Source organism: Mammaliicoccus sp. P-M58, assembly GCF_022386165.1.
Classification (GTDB): Bacteria; Bacillota; Bacilli; order Staphylococcales; family Staphylococcaceae; genus Mammaliicoccus; species Mammaliicoccus sciuri.
Genome location: NZ_JAJNJI010000002.1, coordinates 188807 through 207895, shown reverse-complemented (window position 1 = coordinate 207895; position 19089 = coordinate 188807). Strand labels below are relative to the sequence as shown.

At 30.8% G+C, this 19089-nt stretch carries 16 protein-coding genes; 11 read left to right on the top strand and 5 right to left on the bottom strand.

The window, feature by feature from the left end; genetic code table 11:
• Window positions 1–46: 46 nt before the first annotated feature.
• The 8 genes from LQ694_RS03350 (at window position 47) to LQ694_RS03315 (ending at window position 11252) form a co-directional block, all read left to right on the top strand.
• Entirely contained in the window at window positions 47–1084 is a 1038-nt protein-coding gene (locus tag LQ694_RS03350; RefSeq protein ID WP_048540342.1) for a 2,3-butanediol dehydrogenase, read from the top strand.
• Between the two features lie 293 nt (window positions 1085–1377).
• Complete coding sequence (locus LQ694_RS03345) at window positions 1378–1692, top strand: ArsR/SmtB family transcription factor (RefSeq protein ID WP_070369332.1); 315 nt, start codon at window positions 1378–1380, stop codon at window positions 1690–1692.
• Window positions 1693–1710: 18 nt separating this feature from the next.
• Window positions 1711–4227: a heavy metal translocating P-type ATPase gene (locus tag LQ694_RS03340; protein ID WP_231493009.1), complete on the top strand. Its 2517-nt coding sequence runs from the start codon at window positions 1711–1713 to the stop codon at window positions 4225–4227.
• A 313-nt stretch (window positions 4228–4540) separates the two neighbouring features.
• On the top strand, window positions 4541–7543 hold the full coding sequence (locus LQ694_RS03335) for a YhgE/Pip domain-containing protein (protein ID WP_218697026.1): 3003 nt from the start codon (window positions 4541–4543) through the stop codon (window positions 7541–7543).
• A gap of 216 nt (window positions 7544–7759) precedes the next feature.
• Complete coding sequence (locus tag LQ694_RS03330; RefSeq protein ID WP_196968661.1) at window positions 7760–8074, top strand: ArsR/SmtB family transcription factor; 315 nt, start codon at window positions 7760–7762, stop codon at window positions 8072–8074.
• Window positions 8074–9363 carry an arsenite efflux transporter membrane subunit ArsB gene (gene arsB / locus LQ694_RS03325; RefSeq protein WP_218697025.1) on the top strand — a complete coding sequence of 430 codons (1290 nt, stop codon included), beginning with the start codon at window positions 8074–8076 and terminating at the stop codon, window positions 9361–9363. The genes LQ694_RS03330 and arsB overlap by 1 nt, the downstream gene beginning before the upstream one ends.
• Window positions 9364–9380: 17 nt before the next feature.
• A complete protein-coding gene (arsC, locus tag LQ694_RS03320; RefSeq protein ID WP_048540336.1) occupies window positions 9381–9779 on the top strand; it encodes an arsenate reductase (thioredoxin) in 399 nt (132 codons plus the stop codon).
• A 168-nt stretch (window positions 9780–9947) separates the two neighbouring features.
• The gene (locus LQ694_RS03315) at window positions 9948–11252 is read left to right on the top strand and encodes a TrkH family potassium uptake protein (RefSeq protein WP_096791501.1); all 1305 of its coding nucleotides are present in this window, start codon (window positions 9948–9950) and stop codon (window positions 11250–11252) included.
• Window positions 11253–11621: 369 nt separating this feature from the next.
• Here the strand turns inward: LQ694_RS03315 and merA are convergent, their stop codons facing one another.
• From merA to LQ694_RS03290, 5 genes are all read right to left on the bottom strand, one after another.
• Window positions 11622–12944, bottom strand: coding sequence for a hypothiocyanous acid reductase MerA (merA, locus tag LQ694_RS03310; protein ID WP_196968662.1), 1323 nt, complete (start codon window positions 12942–12944; stop codon window positions 11622–11624).
• The gene (gene hypR / locus LQ694_RS03305) at window positions 12931–13365 is read right to left on the bottom strand and encodes a redox-sensitive transcriptional regulator HypR (RefSeq protein WP_196968663.1); all 435 of its coding nucleotides are present in this window, start codon (window positions 13363–13365) and stop codon (window positions 12931–12933) included. The genes merA and hypR overlap by 14 nt, the downstream gene beginning before the upstream one ends.
• A 112-nt stretch (window positions 13366–13477) precedes the next feature.
• Window positions 13478–14431 (bottom strand): M23 family metallopeptidase, encoded by a 954-nt coding sequence (locus LQ694_RS03300; RefSeq protein WP_218697023.1) that lies wholly within the window; start codon window positions 14429–14431, stop codon window positions 13478–13480.
• Window positions 14432–14849: 418 nt separating this feature from the next.
• On the bottom strand, window positions 14850–15278 hold the full coding sequence (locus tag LQ694_RS03295) for an SRPBCC family protein (protein ID WP_002511810.1): 429 nt from the start codon (window positions 15276–15278) through the stop codon (window positions 14850–14852).
• Between the two features lie 18 nt (window positions 15279–15296).
• Window positions 15297–16943 carry an FAD-binding dehydrogenase gene (locus LQ694_RS03290; protein ID WP_196968666.1) on the bottom strand — a complete coding sequence of 549 codons (1647 nt, stop codon included), beginning with the start codon at window positions 16941–16943 and terminating at the stop codon, window positions 15297–15299.
• Window positions 16944–17415: 472 nt separating this feature from the next.
• Between LQ694_RS03290 and LQ694_RS03285 the strand changes: the two genes are divergently transcribed.
• Genes LQ694_RS03285 through LQ694_RS03275 form a run of 3 tightly spaced genes read left to right on the top strand, consistent with a single transcriptional unit; the run spans window position 17416 to window position 18780 of the window.
• Window positions 17416–17859, top strand: coding sequence for a LytTR family DNA-binding domain-containing protein (locus LQ694_RS03285; protein ID WP_196968667.1), 444 nt, complete (start codon window positions 17416–17418; stop codon window positions 17857–17859).
• Entirely contained in the window at window positions 17856–18326 is a 471-nt protein-coding gene (locus tag LQ694_RS03280; RefSeq protein ID WP_196968668.1) for a DUF3021 domain-containing protein, read from the top strand. Before LQ694_RS03285 ends, LQ694_RS03280 begins: the two co-directional genes overlap by 4 nt.
• Window positions 18319–18780: a DUF4188 domain-containing protein gene (locus tag LQ694_RS03275; protein ID WP_196968669.1), complete on the top strand. Its 462-nt coding sequence runs from the start codon at window positions 18319–18321 to the stop codon at window positions 18778–18780. Before LQ694_RS03280 ends, LQ694_RS03275 begins: the two co-directional genes overlap by 8 nt.
• Window positions 18781–19089 lie beyond the last annotated feature (309 nt).

The following is a 19089-nucleotide window of genomic DNA, read 5'->3' as shown; positions in this document are numbered from 1 at the left end:
TTAAAAGGCATATTATTAAATTAAATACTATAAGGAGGTTTTATAAATGAAAGCAGCAGTTTGGTATGGTCAAAAGGATGTACGTGTTGAAGAACGAACTACGAAAGAATTACAAAGTAATCAGGTTAAAGTTAAAGTTTCTTGGGCTGGTATATGTGGTACAGACTTACACGAATACTTAGAAGGTCCTATATTTATTTCAACCGATAAACCGGACCCGTTCCTTGGACAAAAAGCGCCTGTAACATTAGGTCATGAATTTGCAGGTGTAGTAGAGGATATTGGTTCAAAAGTTACTAAATTCAATAAAGGCGATCGAGTTGTTGTTAATCCTACAGTTTCTAATCATGAAAAAGAAGAAAATATTGACCTTTATGATGGTTATTCATTTATAGGCCTAGGTTCAGATGGTGGATTTGCAGAATTTACAAATGTCCCAGAAGAGAATGTGTATAAACTGCCAAATAATGTTTCTGATAAAGAAGGTGCCCTTGTTGAACCAACAGCTGTAGCAGTTCAAGCAATTAAAGAAGGAAATGTCCTTTTCGGTGATACTGTTGCTATTTTTGGAGCTGGACCAATCGGATTATTGACAACTATAGCTGCTAAAGCTGCAGGTGCTAGTAAAATATTTGTTTTTGATTTATCTGAAGAAAGATTGAAAAAGGCGAAAGAAGTAGGCGCTACTCATACTATAAATTCTGGTGAATCAAACCCAGTTGATGTTATTAATAAACATACTGATAATGGTGTTAATGTGTCATTTGAGGTAGCAGGTGTAGCACCTACATTTAAATCTGCCATTGATGTTACTAAACCAAGAGGCACTGTTGTTATTGTTTCTATATTTGGACATTCAATTGAATGGAATCCAATGCAGTTAACAAACACTGGCGTAAAACTTACATCGACTATTGCTTATACACCTTCTACATTTCAACAAACAATAGACTTAATTAATGAAGGGAATTTAAAAGTTAAAGACGTCATAACTGATGAAATTGAGTTAAATGATATTGTAGAATCAGGTTTTGAACAACTTGTAAACGATAAATCACAAGCAAAAATTCTCGTTAAATTATAGTACAGTTTATAAAAAATAATGGATGGGTAAAATTTCAATTTATTCTTCCATTATTTTTATTACTTTTATTATTCTATAAAATTTATAATTGCTTATTCATGTTAATTTAGTAACCTCTTCTCCCCCCTCTATTTTTCATCATATAAAACCAAATTAAAAAAATAACATATTCATCTTTCCTCCGACCACTTACATACTTATATCTTTTTTTAATGTAAGTGATATATTGACATACATATTAGAAAATACTAATATGAAAACATATTAACTATAGATAATATGAGGTGATTTAAATGAACGACATACAATTAAAAGCACATTTTATACATGGACTATCTAATAAAACAAGATTAACGATATTAGAGTTGCTTAAATTAAAAGAAATGACTGTTAATGAAATTGTTGAAAAATCACAAATTAGCCAATCTAGTATTTCTCAACATTTATCCTGTCTTAAAGGATGTGGCTTGGTCATTTCAAGACAAGATGGTAAATATGTTTATTATCAAATAAAGAACAATCAGATTTTAACATTGCTTAAACTAATTGATTCTGTAGTAAAAGATACTGAAGAAGATATAGCTTGTTGCCAACACCATACTATTTAAAGAAAGAAGGTAACATATATGAGCAAGCAATGTTGTAGTAATCAAGAAACAAATAATAATTGTTGTACCAGTAATAAAGTACAAGAAAATAATTGCTGTAGCAATGAAATTAAAGCAACACCATCAAATAATAGTTGTTGTACAACTCATGAAGTTTCTAGTCATTCAACTGAGAACAATTCGAATATCACAAATCATAAAATAACTGAGGAAGAAGATGAAGTTGCCACCTCGGCTTCTAATTATAATTTTAAAGTGAGTGGAATGGACTGCAATTCTTGTGCTATAACAATTGAAAAAGCATTAAGTCTTTTAGATAATGTGACAAAGTCTAAAGTTAATTTTTCTACGGGGAATCTAACAGTTGAATTAACATCTCAAAATAATATCAATCAAGTAACGCAAACAGTAAAAAAATTAGGCTATGGTATAGAAACAAATCATAATCGAAAGTATACAACTTTCTCAGTAGAAGGGATGGATTGTGGGAGTTGTGCTAAAAGCATTGAAAAACATTTGAATAGTTTATCCTATGTGAATGATGCACAAGTCAATTTTTCTACTGGAAAAATGCAAGTTTATTTTGAAGGAAATCAAGTAAAAAATATAGAAAAAGAAGTTTCTAAAATCGGTTATATCGCAATTTTAAGTTCAAATGATAAAAGTAGTGATACCAAATGGAAATTATTTAAAAAGCCTATTTTATCAGCTATATTTCTCTGTATTGGTTTAGTTCTTACTGAAACAAATTTGCCAATTTGGATTTCTAATCTAATGTATATTTTAGCTATTGTGGTTAGTGGCATAAAACCAATGAAAAGTGCATATTACGCCATTAAATCTAAAAGCTTAGATATGAATGTGTTAATGTCTGTAGCTGTCATTGGCGCTATATTAATTGGTGAATATTTTGAAGGTGCAATTGTGGTCTTGCTATTTACGATTGGAACTTTATTACAAACTATTTCAATAGACAAGACACGTCATTCTATACAATCATTAATGAATATTACGCCATCAACAGCAACTGTAATTGCAGAAAATAGTTTAATTTCAAAAGACTTAAAAAATATTCGTGTAGGAGAAATATTGCTTGTTAAACCGGGTGAACGTGTGCCATTAGATGGAACGATTACTGAAGGTTACTCAAGTTTAAATCAAGCACCTATTACAGGTGAATCGATACCTATTGATAAAACGATCAACGATGACGTATTTGCAGGTTCCATCAATGAAAATGGCACTTTAAACATCCGAGTATCAAAATTAATAGAAGACACAACAATATCTACAATCATCCATATGGTTGAAGAAGCTCAAGAGAATAAAGCACCGACACAAGCTTTTATTGATCGATTCTCTGAAGTTTACACACCTATTGTCTTTGTATTAGCATTATTAGTCATGATCATACCACCTATATTCTCTTTAGGTACATGGGGCGAATGGTTCTATAAAGGACTAGAGTTACTTGTTATTGCATGTCCTTGTGCACTCGTTATTTCAACACCTGTAGCCATCGTTACCGCAATCGGAAGTGCTGCAAAAATTGGCGTGCTTATTAAGGGTGGTAATCATTTAGAAGCTTTAGGTACTTTATCTGCTTTAGCTTTTGACAAAACAGGTACTTTGACTGAAGGTCAGCCAAAAGTGGATACAATTAAAAGCATCGATTCTGGTGAAGAAACATTATTAAATATTGTGATGAGTTTAGAATCATACTCAACCCACCCTATCAGCAATGCAATCGTAGATTATGCTACTCAGTTTAATGCTAAAGCATCTTATATAACGAATTTTAAAAATATAGTTGGCCAAGGTATTAAAGGCAAAATAAATGAAAGTGACGTTTATGCCGGAAACTTAAAATTAATTACTTCTATCAACAAACAAATTGAAAATTATAAAGACGAAATAAACACATATGAGCAAGAAGGATATACTGTTATAATTGTTGCATCCTCCCATATCATTTATGGTTTAATAACAGTAGCAGATTCATTACGTTCAAATATCAACAAAACATTACAACAAATAAATGGTACACATATTAAAAATACTGTAATGCTTACAGGAGATAACAAAGGAACAGCTCATAAAATCGCACAACTTGTAGGTATTAAAGAAGTGTATGCTGAATTAATGCCTGGAGATAAATTATCTGCTATTAAAGGTTTACAAAATAAAGGGTATCGCGTCGGTATGATTGGTGATGGTATCAATGATGCACCAGCTTTAGCACAAAGTGATGTAGGCATTGCAATGGGCGGCATTGGTTCAGATACAGCAATGGAAACAGCTGATGTCGTACTTATGTCAGATGATATCAATCAATTAACACGTACAATTTCTATAAGTAAGAAAACTAAAAATATCATTAAGCAAAATATATATTTCTCAATACTTATAAAATTAATTGCTTTTATATTAGTGTTTCCAGGATTACTAACACTATGGTTAGCAGTGTTAAGTGATACAGGAGCTGCTATATTGGTTATATTAAACTCTTTGCGCTTATTAAAAATAAGAACTTAATAAATATTTTATTAAATAAATCCTTCAATTGCTAATAAATAATCATAACCCAACAATTGCAAAAAGCCACTTTTAAAGCGAACATTACACATATAGTCTTTGAAAGTGGCTTTTTTATTGATATCCAAAAATAGAAATATTTTCTATTTTAATATACTGATATATCTATAACACGCTATTTTAGTCATATATTAGGCTTTATAAATATACTGATATAACAAAATAGGATTGAATTGATTTTGAACATGGGTTATGATAGCGGTATTGATATTTATAGTACATGTCATGTACTAATGGATAAGGAGTTATGATTTTGAAGAAACCATTTGAAATTTTTATTGAAGATATTAAAAATATCAGACGTGTGCCGTTTGTGATTATATTATTATTAGGTCTTTCTATTTTGCCCTCATTCTATGCGTGGTTTAATTTAAGTTCTACGTGGGATCCTTACAACAATACGCAAGGTATTAAAATTGCGGTTGTGAATGAAGATAAGGGTGCTAAGGTTGAAGGTAAAGATATTAATGTTGGTGACCAATTAGTTGAACAATTGAAGAAGAACGATAAGTTTGGATGGGAATTTGTGAATCGTAAGAAGGCTGACGATGGTGTTGAAAAAGGTGATTATTATGCCTCTATATATTTACATAAGACTTTTTCTGATGAAGTCACAAGTATCTATCATAAGAAACCAAAGAAAGCCGTTATTGATTACAAAGTAAATGAGAAATTAAATGCGATTGCACCTAAAATGACAAACGCTGGTGCATCATCCATTGTAGATTCTTTAAATAAAGAGTTTGGCGAGAATGCAACGCAAGCATTATTAAAAGAAGCGAACCAAGTCGGTTTAGATCTTGAAAATGAATTACCTACTTTAAGCAAAATTAAAAATGCTGTTTATACCGCTGAAGATAATCTTCCAAAAATAGAAGAATTCAAAGAGAAAGTCATTGAAATTGATGAACATCAAGATGACATTACGAAGTATAAAGATGAATTCGAAGCGCTAGGAAATTACAAAGGCGACATTAATGAAGGCGTAACAAAAATTAATGAAGTAAACAGTAAAATGGGTGACATTAATCAAGCTGCTCAATTAATTACGAAGCTTAATGCCAAAATGCCTGAAATCGAAAGTGCTTTAGCAAAAGCGAATAAAGTACAACAACAATTTCCTAAAATCAATAAAGGCGTGCCTCAAGGTATTGAAGCAACTGAAAAAGCATTAGCAGCTATCAATAAAGCAGAGCAATACTTACCTGAATTAAATCGTAAATTAGATCAGTATGAAGCAGATGCTAAAAAAGCTCAGGAAAAAACTGAAAAAGCGAACGAAAAACTGAAAGCTGATCAAGATAAAGAAAAGAAAGACACTAAGGATAACAAAGCAAAACCTGAACAAAGTACGGAAGAACCTCAACAGTCGTCAGAAGAAGAAAACAAAGCAGACAATCAGACTGACCAAAATGCTGAAGAACAAGAAAGTGATAAAGAACAATCAGATGATGCTTCTAAAGAAGATACTGAAGAACAAGAGAAAGATAATGATATCGTAACAACGCAACAAGCTTACGAAGAAGACACTCATAAAGAAGAGAATGACCAAGCTTCTAAAAACGTATTAACTGATCAAGAATTAAATGAAATGAAATCTGCACTGAGTGAATCTTTAACAGCACTCGCAGACTACAGTAACGAACAAGCAACTATGAACAAAAAAGATTTAGAAAGCATGCAGGCTATCAATCAAAGTATCTTAATGAGTCAAGATAGTAAACAACTTGCAGACACTGTGAAAAACAATCAATCACGATTACAACAAGGTGTCGCTTTTAATAATTCAATGATTGATATTTTAAATGAACTTCAGAAATCTGAAGGTATCGATACTTCATCTGCCATTTCACAATTTGAATCAGCTAACAAAGATTTGCAAAGTGTTATAAATGGCCAAAGCAATCTGATTAATGCTTTAAATAATGGCAAATCTGGCAAAGAAGAAGTATTAGCATTAGATAAATTAATAGATTCTAATCTCGTATCTCTAGACAATTTATTGAAATATACGAGCAGTGATTTTAAGACGACTTTAATGGAAGGCGTTAACCAAATCGATCAAGCGTTAACTAAAGGTATAGATGATATCTCGACGATTAGAAGTTCCATGAACATGATAGATAATGTAATTCAAACTGGGAAAAGTTCCTTACAAAATGGTCATGATTTATTAGTCAGCATTAATAATGAATTACCTGAACTTGAAAGAAAATTTAATAACGTTAATGAAGTTGCGCAAACAAACTTCCCTAAATTTAAAGAACAAGTTGGTAAAGGTGCTTATTACGTTGAAAATGAACTACCAAATGTTCAATCAGAAGTTAAAAAGCTCGCACAGTTCTCAAATAACGATTTACCAACAATGATTGATAAATACGACCGTGCTGTTCAATTAATAGATGACAACTTACCAGAAGCACAAAAAGAAATTCATGACTTAGCAGAATTTGCACGAAATGATTTACCAGGTATTGAAGAAGATATTAAGAAAGCAGCGAAGAAAGTTAGAGAAATAGATAAAGATGATACAGTTCACGAATTGATTAAATTATTGAAAAATGATTTAAAGAAACAAGCTGATATTATCGCACATCCAATAGAATTAAAAGAAGAATCATTATTCAGTGTGCCAAACTATGGAACAGCAAGTACACCATTCTATACATCTTTAGCAATTTGGGTAGGCGCTTTACTATTATCTAACTTATTAACAACAGATATTAAAAATCCAGAAATTAAACAGAAATATTCATTAAGACAAACATTCGTTGGAAAGAGCTTTATATTCATCATAATAGGTGTCATACAGTCCATTATCGTGTCACTAGGAGATATGTTTATTTTAGGCGCAGCGATTGATAATAGATTATTATTTATATTATTATCCGTACTCGTTTCAATCGTATTTATAAGCATAGTTTATACATTAGTGTCCCTATTCGGTAACGTAGGTAAAGCATTAGCAATTGTCATTATGGTACTACAAATAGCAGGTGGAGGCGGAACATTCCCAATACAAGTCACACCAAAATTCTTCCAAGCCATACATCCGTATTTACCATTTACTTATGCCGTAGATGCTTTAAGAGAAGCGGTCGGAGGCGTCGTACCAGAAATACTCATATATAATCTCATTTGTCTTGTATTATTCGGCGTTGTCATATTCACAATAGGATTTATCGTTAAACCAATCCTCGACCCATGGAAAAAGAAAACAATCAAACGCGCCGAAGACAGTTACTTAATGGAATAATTAAATTACGTATAAAAAATAATCGCCCGATTTGTAGTAGTGAACTACAGAATCGGGCGGTTTTTGGGTTGAGTGTAGAGCGAATGATGCCACTCCACTTAACAGATAGTCAGACTGCATTTTTCTCATTCTCCAATACTATAGATCCACGGAATAAATAATATAGACAATCATCTATATAGATGTTAATCTATATAGCGAAAGGGAGGTATGGTTATGTCTTATCAAGAACTATCTACTATATTAAAAGTTTTATCTGATCCAAGCAGGTTAGAAATAATAGATTTACTTTCATGTGGTGAACTATGTGCTTGTGACTTACTTGAACATTTTCAATTTTCACAACCTACCCTAAGTCATCATATGAAGTCATTAGTCGATAAGCAATTAGTTCTTTCACGAAAAGAAGGTAATAAACATATGTATCGACTTAATCAAGAAATTTTGGATGATGTAAATCACAACTTAAATCTTATTACGACATCTAACGAACGATGTGTATGTAAATATATGAAACAAGGTGAGTGCTGATGACAATATTAGCAATTGCTATTTTTCTTTTAACTTTAACCTTTGTAATTTGGCAACCAAAAGGTTTAGATATTGGTATTACAGCTTTAATTGGAGCTGTCGTTGCGATCATTACAGGAGTCGTAAGTTTTTCAGATGTAATAGAAGTAACAGGCATTGTTTGGAATGCTACTTTAACCTTTGTAGCTGTTATTCTTATTTCATTAATATTAGATGAAATTGGATTTTTTGAATGGTCCGCAATACATATGGTCAAAGCGTCAAATGGTAACGGATTAAAAATGTTTGTTTTTATTATGTTATTAGGGTCAGTTGTAGCAGCATTTTTCGCAAATGATGGGGCTGCTTTAATCTTAACGCCTATTGTATTAGCGATGGTAAGGAATCTAGGATTTAATAAAAAAGTGATTTTTCCTTTTATAATTGCCAGTGGTTTCATCGCTGATACGACATCACTACCTTTAATTGTAAGTAATTTAGTTAATATTGTTTCAGCAGATTACTTTAATATTGGATTTATTGAATATTTTAGTCGAATGATTATACCTAATATATTCTCTCTAATTGCTAGTATTCTCGTCTTATGGGTATATTTCAGAACATCCATACCTAAAACGTTCGATACAGAAAATCTATCAGATCATAAAAGTGCAATTAAAGATCCTAAATTATTTAAGATTTCATGGGTAGTATTAGCCGTACTACTCGTTGGATATCTTGTTAGTGAGTTTATCCAAATTCCTGTATCAATTATTGCCGGTATCATCGCTTTTATCTTTGTTCTGTTAGCTCATAAATCTAAAGCAGTTCATACAAAACAAGTCATTAAAGGCGCGCCGTGGAATATTGTTTTGTTCTCCATTGGTATGTACTTAGTTGTATTTGGATTGAAAAATGTAGGAATCACAACTATTTTAGCTGATGTATTATCCAATATTTCAAGTCTTGGATTATTCAGTAGTGTTATGGGCATGGGCTTTATATCAGCATTTTTATCTTCCATTATGAATAATATGCCTACTGTTTTAATAGATGCAATCGCAATTGGGCAATCCAGTACAACAGGCATATTAAAAGAAGGCATGGTTTATGCGAATGTTATAGGTTCTGATTTAGGCCCTAAAATTACGCCAATTGGTTCGTTAGCTACATTATTGTGGCTTCATGTTTTAACACAAAAAGGAGTAAAAATTTCTTGGGGAACATACTTTAAAACTGGAATTATCATTACTATTCCAGTCCTTTTTGTAACCCTATTAGGTTTATATCTTACTCTAATCATATTTTAAGAAAAGAGGTTTTAATTATGCCTAAGAAAACAATTTATTTTATATGTACAGGAAATTCTTGTCGTAGCCAAATGGCTGAAGGTTGGGGAAAAGAAATATTGGGTGAAGATTGGAATGTCTATTCTGCTGGTATTGAAACACATGGTGTGAATCCTAAAGCAATTGAAGCTATGAATGAAGTAGGGATTGATATTTCAAACCATACCTCCGACTTGATTGATAGAGATATTCTAGAACAATCTAATTTAGTCATAACGTTATGTAGTGATGCAGATAATAATTGTCCTACATTACCAACAAATGTCATAAAAGAACACTGGGGCTTTGATGATCCAGCAGGAAAAGAATGGTCAGAATTCCAACGTGTAAGAGATGAAATTGGAGAAAAAATTAAATTATTCAATGAGAAAAACTAACTAAAATTTTTTAACTTAAATGCATAAGGACTGGTATATTAAATCATTTTCTCCTCTAGAGAATCACCTGATATGCTGGATAATATTTTCTATTCATTTATAAATTTATTGCTATTTTTTATTAATAGGACTATTATCTTTATATCTTATAATGCAGGTGATAAAAAAATGAATACTATATTCAAAGTTACTATGATTTATTTGACACTATTTTTAACGACTACAATCATAGGTTCGATATTACTCTACTTGCCAGTTACTGGACGAAAACCTATTGATTTTGTTGATGCTTTTTTTATCGCTACAAGTGCATTTACAGTAACAGGGCTTTCAACTGTTGATATACCTAACCAGTTCAATGAATTAGGATATTTGGTAATACTTCTATTGATTCAAATTGGTGGTTTAGGAATTGTTACTTTAATGATCTTTATAATGATTTTCACTAGAAAAAACATTTCGTACAAAAATAGAGAACTATTAAAGTATACGTGGAGTCTTGATAATGATTCAGGATTACTAAATATAACTATACGTCTTGTATTATTCAGCTTTATTATCGAGATTTTGGGTGCTATTTTTTTATCCATTGTTTTCATTCCAGATCACGGTATTGTTAGAGGTGGATTCATCAGTATATTTACTTCTGTATCATCATTCAATAACGCTGGTTTTTCTTTATTTTCAGATAGTCTGATGAGTTACAGTGATAACTTAATTGTTAACGTCATTGTTCCATTATTAATTGTAATTGGCGGTATAGGTTATATTGTTTTATTAGATTTGTGGAAAGCTAACCGCTTGAGTAAATTAAGTCTACATTCAAAAATCGTATTAACTACTACAGCTATATTAATCATGATTGGATCACTTTCATTTTGGTTATTAGAAGCAAATAATGTATTAAAAAACGATAATTGGATTGTTCAAATCTTTAAATCCGTTTTCCAATCGATATCAACTAGAACTGCTGGATTCAATACCGTTGACATAGGTCAATTACACGACTCTACTCTATTTATATTTGATTTATTAATGTTTATTGGTGCCGCACCTATGAGTACCGGTGGTGGTATAAAAGTTACGACCTTTGCTATCATTATCGTATATTTATACTCTTTATTAAAAGGTCAGACACATCCACATATATTTAAGAAAAGTATTATGACGGAACAAATAAATAAAGCAATAACTGTATGTTTTTTATCAAGTTCTTTGATTTTTATCTCAACATTGAGTATTTTAATTCAAAATCCAAAACTTGATACAACAAAGGTATTATTTGAAACGATTTCAGCTTTTGCGACGGTTGGACTTTCAACTGGCATAACCGCTGATTTAAACTCTATGTCTAAAGTTATACTCATTTTGCTAATGATAGTTGGTAAAATAGGCGTACTCATTATCATTTCGATATTTGTACACCCCAAAAAAGAGTTATATTTTTACTCAACAGAAAAGATTCATTTATAATTCTATAAAAAATAATCGCCCGATTTGTAGTAGTGAGCTACAGGATCGGGCGATTTTTGTTTAAAATATTTCATTATATACTACTTTATCTAGAAACTACTTAACAATTCTTTAAAGTCATTAGTAATCTATATATATTGTTCACTTAGTTCTGTTTTATTTTCTATATATAATCCTTCTTACTTTGATAAAAGTTTTTCATATCTTATATAATAATGCTTTCTACATAAATTCATAATAGCATCTACATTATCAGTTAAAGTATCCTCTATGCAAATTTTTTTGATAATCCAACAACAATTGAATTCGAAAACCTTATACCATTAGAAATATAGTAGGTATTACACCCAAACTATATATAAAATATATTTAGATATTAAATAAATCATTAAATGATTCTATCATAGTAGGGTGTGTATATATATTGTCACGTAAAACTGTATAGTCAATATTTTGGTCAATTGCCAGTTTTACTAAATTAATGATTTCCTCGGATTGTAAACCATATAAAGTAGCGCCCAGTATTTTATTTGTTGTTGCGTCTATCACAACTTTAAACAGACCTCTAGGATCATTATTAATTTTGTGACGAGGTATATTACTTACTGGTAGTTTACCTTCTTTAATTTCATACCCTTGTTCTTTTGCTTCTTTAGCAGTCAATCCTACACGAGATAATGGAGGGTCTATAAATACCGTATAAGGTACTGCACCTCTATTTTCTGTTGTGCGTGCACCTAAACCGAATAATTTGTCTTTAACAATTCTAAAGTCATCTAAAGAAATGTAAGTGAATTGCATGCCACCTTTAACATCACCTATTGCATAGATATGTTTTACAGCTGTTTCCAACTGATTATTGACTTCTATTTCGCCACGTTCACCTAGTTTAATATCAGTGTTTTCTAAATTTAAGTCAGTATTTGGCTTTCTACCAATTGCGAGTAATACCGCTTCTGCTTCAAAATCACCTTTATTCGTTTTAGCGATTGTATATCCATCTTTATCTTCAAATTCTGAAGTTTGAGCACCTAACTCGAATTTTACACCTTTATCTTCTAAATCTTTAATCGCATGTGAAACGATTTCTTCATCTTCTCTTGCCATTAATTTATCATTCGCTTCTAATACAGTCACTTGTGTACCAAAGTTCGAAAACATAGATGCGAATTCTAAAGAAATATATCCTCCGCCAACAATAACTAACCGTTTAGGTTGTTCGCTTAAATTCATTATTCCTGTAGAATCATATAAATGTTTAGATTCTTTAATGCCTTTGATATCAGGAATAACAGGTGTTGCACCAGTATTTATCACAATGTCATCTGCTGTTAAAGTATCTACAACTTTGCCTTGTTCATTTAATAAGTCTACTTCCGTATTGGATTTAAAGCTAGCCTTGTAATCTAATACTGTTATATTTCCATCGTCTGCTAAGTTATGATAATTCTTTTTATTAAGGGCCGTTACGACTTCTTCTTTACGCTCAAATGCTTGATTGAACGATCCACTTTCTAATCCTTCGTGCACTAATGTTTTAGATGGAATACAGCCGATATTGATACATGTACCACCATACATTTTTTTGGATTGTTCAACAACTGCTACTTGTTTCCCTTGAGCTGAAGCTGTTTTTGCTAGTGTTTTTCCACCTTTACCAAACCCTAAAATTAATAAATCATACTTTTTCATTATAACCCTCCATTAATATATCGTTTAATATATCTCCAATAGAAATATTTTGATAATATTTTTCAATTATTTCAAATTCTTTTCGATGATAGTTTGACATTACTCGACTCATTTCATTTGAGATTTTACAGTCACTTTCTTTTGTACCTGTATAAATTCTGCCAAACGATTGACTAGAAGTGAATAATTTAAATAAATTGGATAATGGCGTATCTAACACATTACCATTTATACGATACCCTCCATATTTGCCTTTTTGTGTAGTAATGTAACCTTCTTCTAATAATTTGCTCATAACTCTTCTTAATTGCACAGGATTAACACAAACTTTTGATGACAATTCGACACTACTAAACCTTTCAGATGAATGTTTACTTAAGAAAGTTAATACGTGAACCGCGATATTAAATTCTAAATTCAATGAATCATCTCCTTTTTAAATGTAACTATAATAATTACATTTAAACATATCTACTTCTTAAGTTCAAATAAAAAATCACGCCTATAATAAGACGTGATTTTTTCTTATAAAATTATTGATTGTTGTTGATATAAGAATCTGGATTAACTGAATATTCATTACCTACGCCACCTTGCATACGTTGGAAATGTAAATGTGGTGCCGTTGAATTACCAGTATTACCTGATTGTCCAATTTGTTGACCTGCTTTCACTTCGTCACCTTTATTTACATTTAATTTATTCATATGCATGTACCATTGATAATAATCACTATTTTTCTCTTTTATTGTTACTTGGTTACCACCACCGTAGTTACTCCAGCCACTTTGAATCACAGTTCCATCTGCTAAAGCGTATACAGGGGTATTTTCTTCCATAGCATAATCTACACCGTAATGTGCACCTCCGCCGTGATATTGACCATATTCTTGTAACTTTTTATTTTTAGTAAGCCAATTTGATGAAGCTTCTGCATTACCTTTGGCTTCCTTAGTGCTTGTTGCATCGTTGTTATGAGTAGATTGTTCTTTAGAAGCCGTATTGTTATATTGAGCTGTTTCTTGATTATCATTTGTTTCATTAGAAGTCGCTACATGTCCATTACTTCCTGTTTCATTATGCTTAGCTGTTTGATTATCATTTGCTATCGTTTCTTTATTTGTTTCAGATATTTGATTCTTTTCTCCATTATTTACTTGATAACCTTTATCCTTAATTGATTGAGATGGTGAATAATCATTATCACCTTTTTCAAAATAGTAATAATGCGTAACACCATTTTGATCTACTTCATACGATTTATATTCTTTATGATCAAACATAGATTGATTCCAATTGCCATCTAATGTGTGATGATAATTCCCTTTACTATCTATTGTATAATAAACATCATTTTCAATTCCCGTATAGTTGTGAGTATTTTGCGTAGATACAATATTTTGTTCTTCAGCTTGTGCATCTTGTTGAGCAATACTCATAGTTAGAATTCCAATAGTCGCTATTGAAGTTGTTAGTATTTTTTTCATTTTAATAAACCTTCCTTTTCTTAAACTATAGAACTCAATCTATCACGTGCTTAAATGAAAATAAATACTTGTAATCGATTTGTGTATACTAAATAAAAAGTTGTAATATTTTCAAAATAATATTACTGATTTCTGAATTTTTGATATTAGTGTCATTCCTTATTACACATAGGGTGTATACATTTAATGGGCTATTTTCAAAAAAATTCATTACAAGTTAAGAATCTAATAACGTTCAAAAGATAACTAAAGGGACATTATTATTACTCATAAAATTAGATGTTGAATTAACTAGCATTTAAATAATAAATATAGAGGCAAGGATATTAGATGATATCCTCGCCTCTATATTTATGATCGATTTAATTTTTACACCATCCAATTTAAATACTCTTAAGTACTGTATATAATAGTAATACTAATATGCCGACACATAATTTACTAAGTGCTTTTGAACTATTTCTTCCCAACCATCGTCCATAATACTTTGTACTACAGAATGAGGTTGCCCAAATTCTGTTTTTTTATTTTCATTCCATCCAGAATGAATCAATGTAAATTCAGTTGTGTGCTGATCAATTTCTTTCAATTTGAAGGTAAGATTCCAATCTTTCCCCCAATCAAAGCTAACTATACTTTTTGGTTCAATTTTAGTTACTTTACATGGAGAATCACCAAAATTACCAGCTTGTAATGTGAAATCTTTCCCTTCTTCTGCTACAAAGTCATTTGGCATCCACCAACCAGCAATACCTTCAGATGTTGCAATAGCATCCCAGACTTTATCTTTACTTTCATTTAAAATTACGCTTTTTTTAATTTCTTTTAACTCAGAGTTATTAGACATATATGTTCCTCCATTATTTCATTTTTTACTTATACCATGTGCAACACGAATACCACTAAATATACAACCACCTAAAAAAGTACCTTCTAAAGATCGATATCCATGTACACCACCACCACCAAAACCTGATGCTTCTCCAGCAGCGTATAGCCCTTCAATTAATTGATTATCTTGGTTAAATGCTTGTCCATCTAGGTTGGTTTGAATACCCCCTAATGTTTTTCGACTAATTAAATGAAGTTTAACAGCAATTAATTTATTATTACTTAGTAATTTATGTGGTTTTGCAGTTCTAATAAATTTATCTCCTAAAAACTTACGTGCATTATGAATAAAAGCAACTTGTGGATCTTTCGTAAATTTATTATTTATCTGTAAGTCTCTACTTTTTATTTGTGCTTTAATATGTTGATAATCTAATAAATCTTCATTTGTTAATTGATTCATTTTTGCAACCAATGATTCCAAATTATCTGCCGTAACAAAATCATCACCTTTTTCTAAAAAAGCTTTTACAGGACCAGTAACATTGCTTTTCAAACGCTCTTTTATTAAAAGTTTCACATCTTTATTTGTTATATCAGGGTTTTGCTCAGAACCTGATAAGGCGAACTCTTTTTTAATCATATCTTCAGATAGTACAAACCAAGAATAGTCATATCCCGTTTTTGTTATAGTTTCTAATGAGTGTAAAGTGTCAAAACCAGGGAAATCAGGTGCAGACATGCGATTACCTTTCGCATCTAGCCATATCGAAGAAGGTCCAGGAATAATACGAATACCATGTTTCGTCCAGATTGAAGAATGATTATGAATGCCTTCCGTATAATGCCACATACGATCTTTATTAACAATATTAACCCCCAAACTTTCTGAGAGTTCAATCATTTTACCATCTGTCGAATCTGGTACACCTTGTATCATGTAGTTAGGTGGCGTACCTAGACGCTTTGGCCAGTTCTTTTTAATCATATCTTGATTTGCACCAATACCACCAGTAGAAATAACCAAATTATCAACATCATAAGTAAACGTATCTATTATCTTACGAGAAGATGGTTCACCACGATTAACATCACTTGGTTCAAGAATATTACCCGAAATCCCTTTAATTTGATTATTATGTATATCAATATTCGTTACTTGGTGACGAGTTAAAAATCTAAATTTACCTTCTTTTTCCTTTTTCAATACATAATCAACAAATGGGTTAATTAACCCTGGTCCTGTTCCCCATGTAATGTGAAAACGAGGTACAGAATTACCATGACCGTTAGCTAATGAACCACCACGTTCTGCCCAACCCAACATTGGTGTTAACTTTATACCCATCGATTTTAAATATGCTTCTTTCTCATATGTAGCAAAATGCACATAAGCCTCTGCCCATTTTTTTGACCAAAAGTCTTCAGTTTCAAGTCTGTCAAATTGAGCAGTACCAAACCAATCATTAAGTGCAAGTTCATATGAATCCTTCACACCTAAACGTCGCTGGATTTTAGAATTCACTAAAAATAATCCCCCGAAAGACCAATAAGCCTGACCACCTATAGCTTGACGTGGCTCTTGATCTAGCATAGTTATCGTATATCCTTTTTTTAATAATTCCGTAGCTGCTACTAAACCACTCAATCCAGAACCTATGATATAAATATTTTTCTGCATTTATATACCCCCAGAAATTTTAAATTAATTGTTATAAAGTATATGCCCTAAACTTACACTATCCAAGTCAATAAAATAAAACAATTGTAAAAGCACATGTATTGATATTTATTAGTTAATATGAAAATGAAATAATACTATATTATAAATTGAAAAAAGCCTCATTCTAACATGGTTATTGTTAGGATGAGGTTTTGGATCTTGATAAATTGTATCTGCTAAATCTCCAACACTTTTATGTGATACTTCTTTCCTTTGCTTCTGTTGATTCTATAAATGAGGAAAGATATGGTCATATTTTTTCATTCCATTCACCAAATTTACCAATGACTCTCTTATGAAGCATTACCATCCTTACACTTCAAATAACTAAAATTTAATACCACTTATACTTTGATTTAGACCACTTAGATGAATTGTATAGCAATTTTAAATGAGTTCTGTTTTACTCTTAATTAAAGGAGGATACATTATGAAGGCTAAAGTTAATTACTCTGAAACAATGAATACTGATGAGTTATTGATTACTTGTCACCCCAATCATCCCAATATTGATGAAATTTTAAAATTTATTCATAACTGTGAAAAATCTAATTTTCATTCTGTAAAAGATCACAAAGGTAAAGTGATTTATTTGAAGTCCGAAGATATATATAGCTTTCGAATTGAGAATAAGATTTTAAAGGTTTATACATTAAAAGGTACTTTCACATATAACCAAAGACTATATAAAATCAAACAACACTTAAATAAAAATTTTTTACAAGTATCAAAGTCTGAAATTATTAATATTTTGTTTATCGATTATCTAAAACAAAATAAAAACGGTATTATTGAAATAATTTTCATAAATAAAGATTCTACATACTCTTCAAGACGCTTTTTAAATTCTATAAAGGAGGCATTAGAAATATGAAACGTATATTAACTGGTATTACTATAGGTATTGCTTTTGGTACGATAATATCCATTATATTCTCATTATTATTTGCGAGTGGACAATATAATCCTGTAAATCCATATTCATTTATGGGAGGCATTTATTATAACAATTTTACTAATATACAAATCATGATTTTTGCAGTCTTTGTTTGGTCAGCGATTGGCGTTACTTTTAGCTTAAGCTCATTAATTTTTACTAATCTTACCTTCTCAAGATTAGTAACTACCATTCTTCATTTCATTATTATGTTATGTATCTTTTTCCCACTAGCTCTATTAGCTGGTTGGTTCCCACTAAAAGTATCATCTATTCTAATTTTTGTTATTGTTTTTATTGTTATTTACTTCATTATTTGGAGTATTCTTAACCAAAAAAACAAAAGAGAAATTGATGAAATCAATACTTCTATAAAGAAAAGAAAGGAGGGTAATTATGAATAACAAACGATCTACAGTACTACCAAGAAATAATGTCACAGTATTTTTGATTGGTGTACATATTAATAAGCCATTAAAAATCACGAAATGGTTACCTGTTCTCCTAGCGATGCCACCCATGCTGAAAGAGTTATCAATTAATAAAAATTTAGGCTGTCTATCATTTGAAACACTTTTTAAGTATAAAGGTGTTCATATTATTCAATACTGGGAATCTAACGAAAAATTATTAACGTATTCCAAAATGCCTACACATTTAAAAGCATGGAAAACATTTAGTAAATGTCTTAAAAATAATGATGCTGTAGGATTTTATCATGAAACATATAATGTGAATGCTAAAGAGTATGAAAATATATATTTAAATATACCTAACTTTGGACTATCACGAGCTTTAATTTCTGAACCTATTAATAAAAAATCTAACACAGCAAAGTTAAGATTAAACACTAAGTAAACAATAGCTGGTTTTACCAAACCTTTATATTTAACCAACTTGACGAAGTTCACTTCAGCACTTCGTCTTTATTTTTGCCACAAATAATATTTCTTTAAATCTAATATATGTGTACCATCCATTCTTCATTCTATAACACTCAACTAATAGACATTTTAGGTATATCTATCGTTGATAACTCAATTTAAAGCTTAACTAAAAAACTTTAATAGTGTTCACATCCATTTCGAAGTTAAATACAACTTAATTTCTTGTTTTATTTATTATAGGGCTCTGCTTATCAGTAAATGATGCGGTTTTTTTATGAGT

Excerpts from the sequence above, each read along its gene's own strand:
- LQ694_RS03350 (WP_048540342.1), top strand. The coding sequence starts at position 47 with ATGAAAGCAGCAGTTTGGTATGGTCAAAAGGATGTACGTGTTGAAGAA.
- LQ694_RS03345 (WP_070369332.1), top strand. The coding sequence starts at position 1,378 with ATGAACGACATACAATTAAAAGCACATTTTATACATGGACTATCTAAT.
- LQ694_RS03340 (WP_231493009.1), top strand. The coding sequence starts at position 1,711 with ATGAGCAAGCAATGTTGTAGTAATCAAGAAACAAATAATAATTGTTGT.
- LQ694_RS03330 (WP_196968661.1), top strand. The coding sequence starts at position 7,760 with ATGTCTTATCAAGAACTATCTACTATATTAAAAGTTTTATCTGATCCA.
- arsB (WP_218697025.1), top strand. The coding sequence starts at position 8,074 with ATGACAATATTAGCAATTGCTATTTTTCTTTTAACTTTAACCTTTGTA.
- arsC (WP_048540336.1), top strand. The coding sequence starts at position 9,381 with ATGCCTAAGAAAACAATTTATTTTATATGTACAGGAAATTCTTGTCGT.
- LQ694_RS03315 (WP_096791501.1), top strand. The coding sequence starts at position 9,948 with ATGAATACTATATTCAAAGTTACTATGATTTATTTGACACTATTTTTA.
- merA (WP_196968662.1), bottom strand. The coding sequence starts at position 12,944 with ATGAAAAAGTATGATTTATTAATTTTAGGGTTTGGTAAAGGTGGAAAA.
- LQ694_RS03300 (WP_218697023.1), bottom strand. The coding sequence starts at position 14,431 with ATGAAAAAAATACTAACAACTTCAATAGCGACTATTGGAATTCTAACT.
- LQ694_RS03295 (WP_002511810.1), bottom strand. The coding sequence starts at position 15,278 with ATGTCTAATAACTCTGAGTTAAAAGAAATTAAAAAAAGCGTAATTTTA.
- LQ694_RS03290 (WP_196968666.1), bottom strand. The coding sequence starts at position 16,943 with ATGCAGAAAAATATTTATATCATAGGTTCTGGATTGAGTGGTTTAGTA.
- LQ694_RS03285 (WP_196968667.1), top strand. The coding sequence starts at position 17,416 with ATGAAGGCTAAAGTTAATTACTCTGAAACAATGAATACTGATGAGTTA.
- LQ694_RS03280 (WP_196968668.1), top strand. The coding sequence starts at position 17,856 with ATGAAACGTATATTAACTGGTATTACTATAGGTATTGCTTTTGGTACG.
- LQ694_RS03275 (WP_196968669.1), top strand. The coding sequence starts at position 18,319 with ATGAATAACAAACGATCTACAGTACTACCAAGAAATAATGTCACAGTA.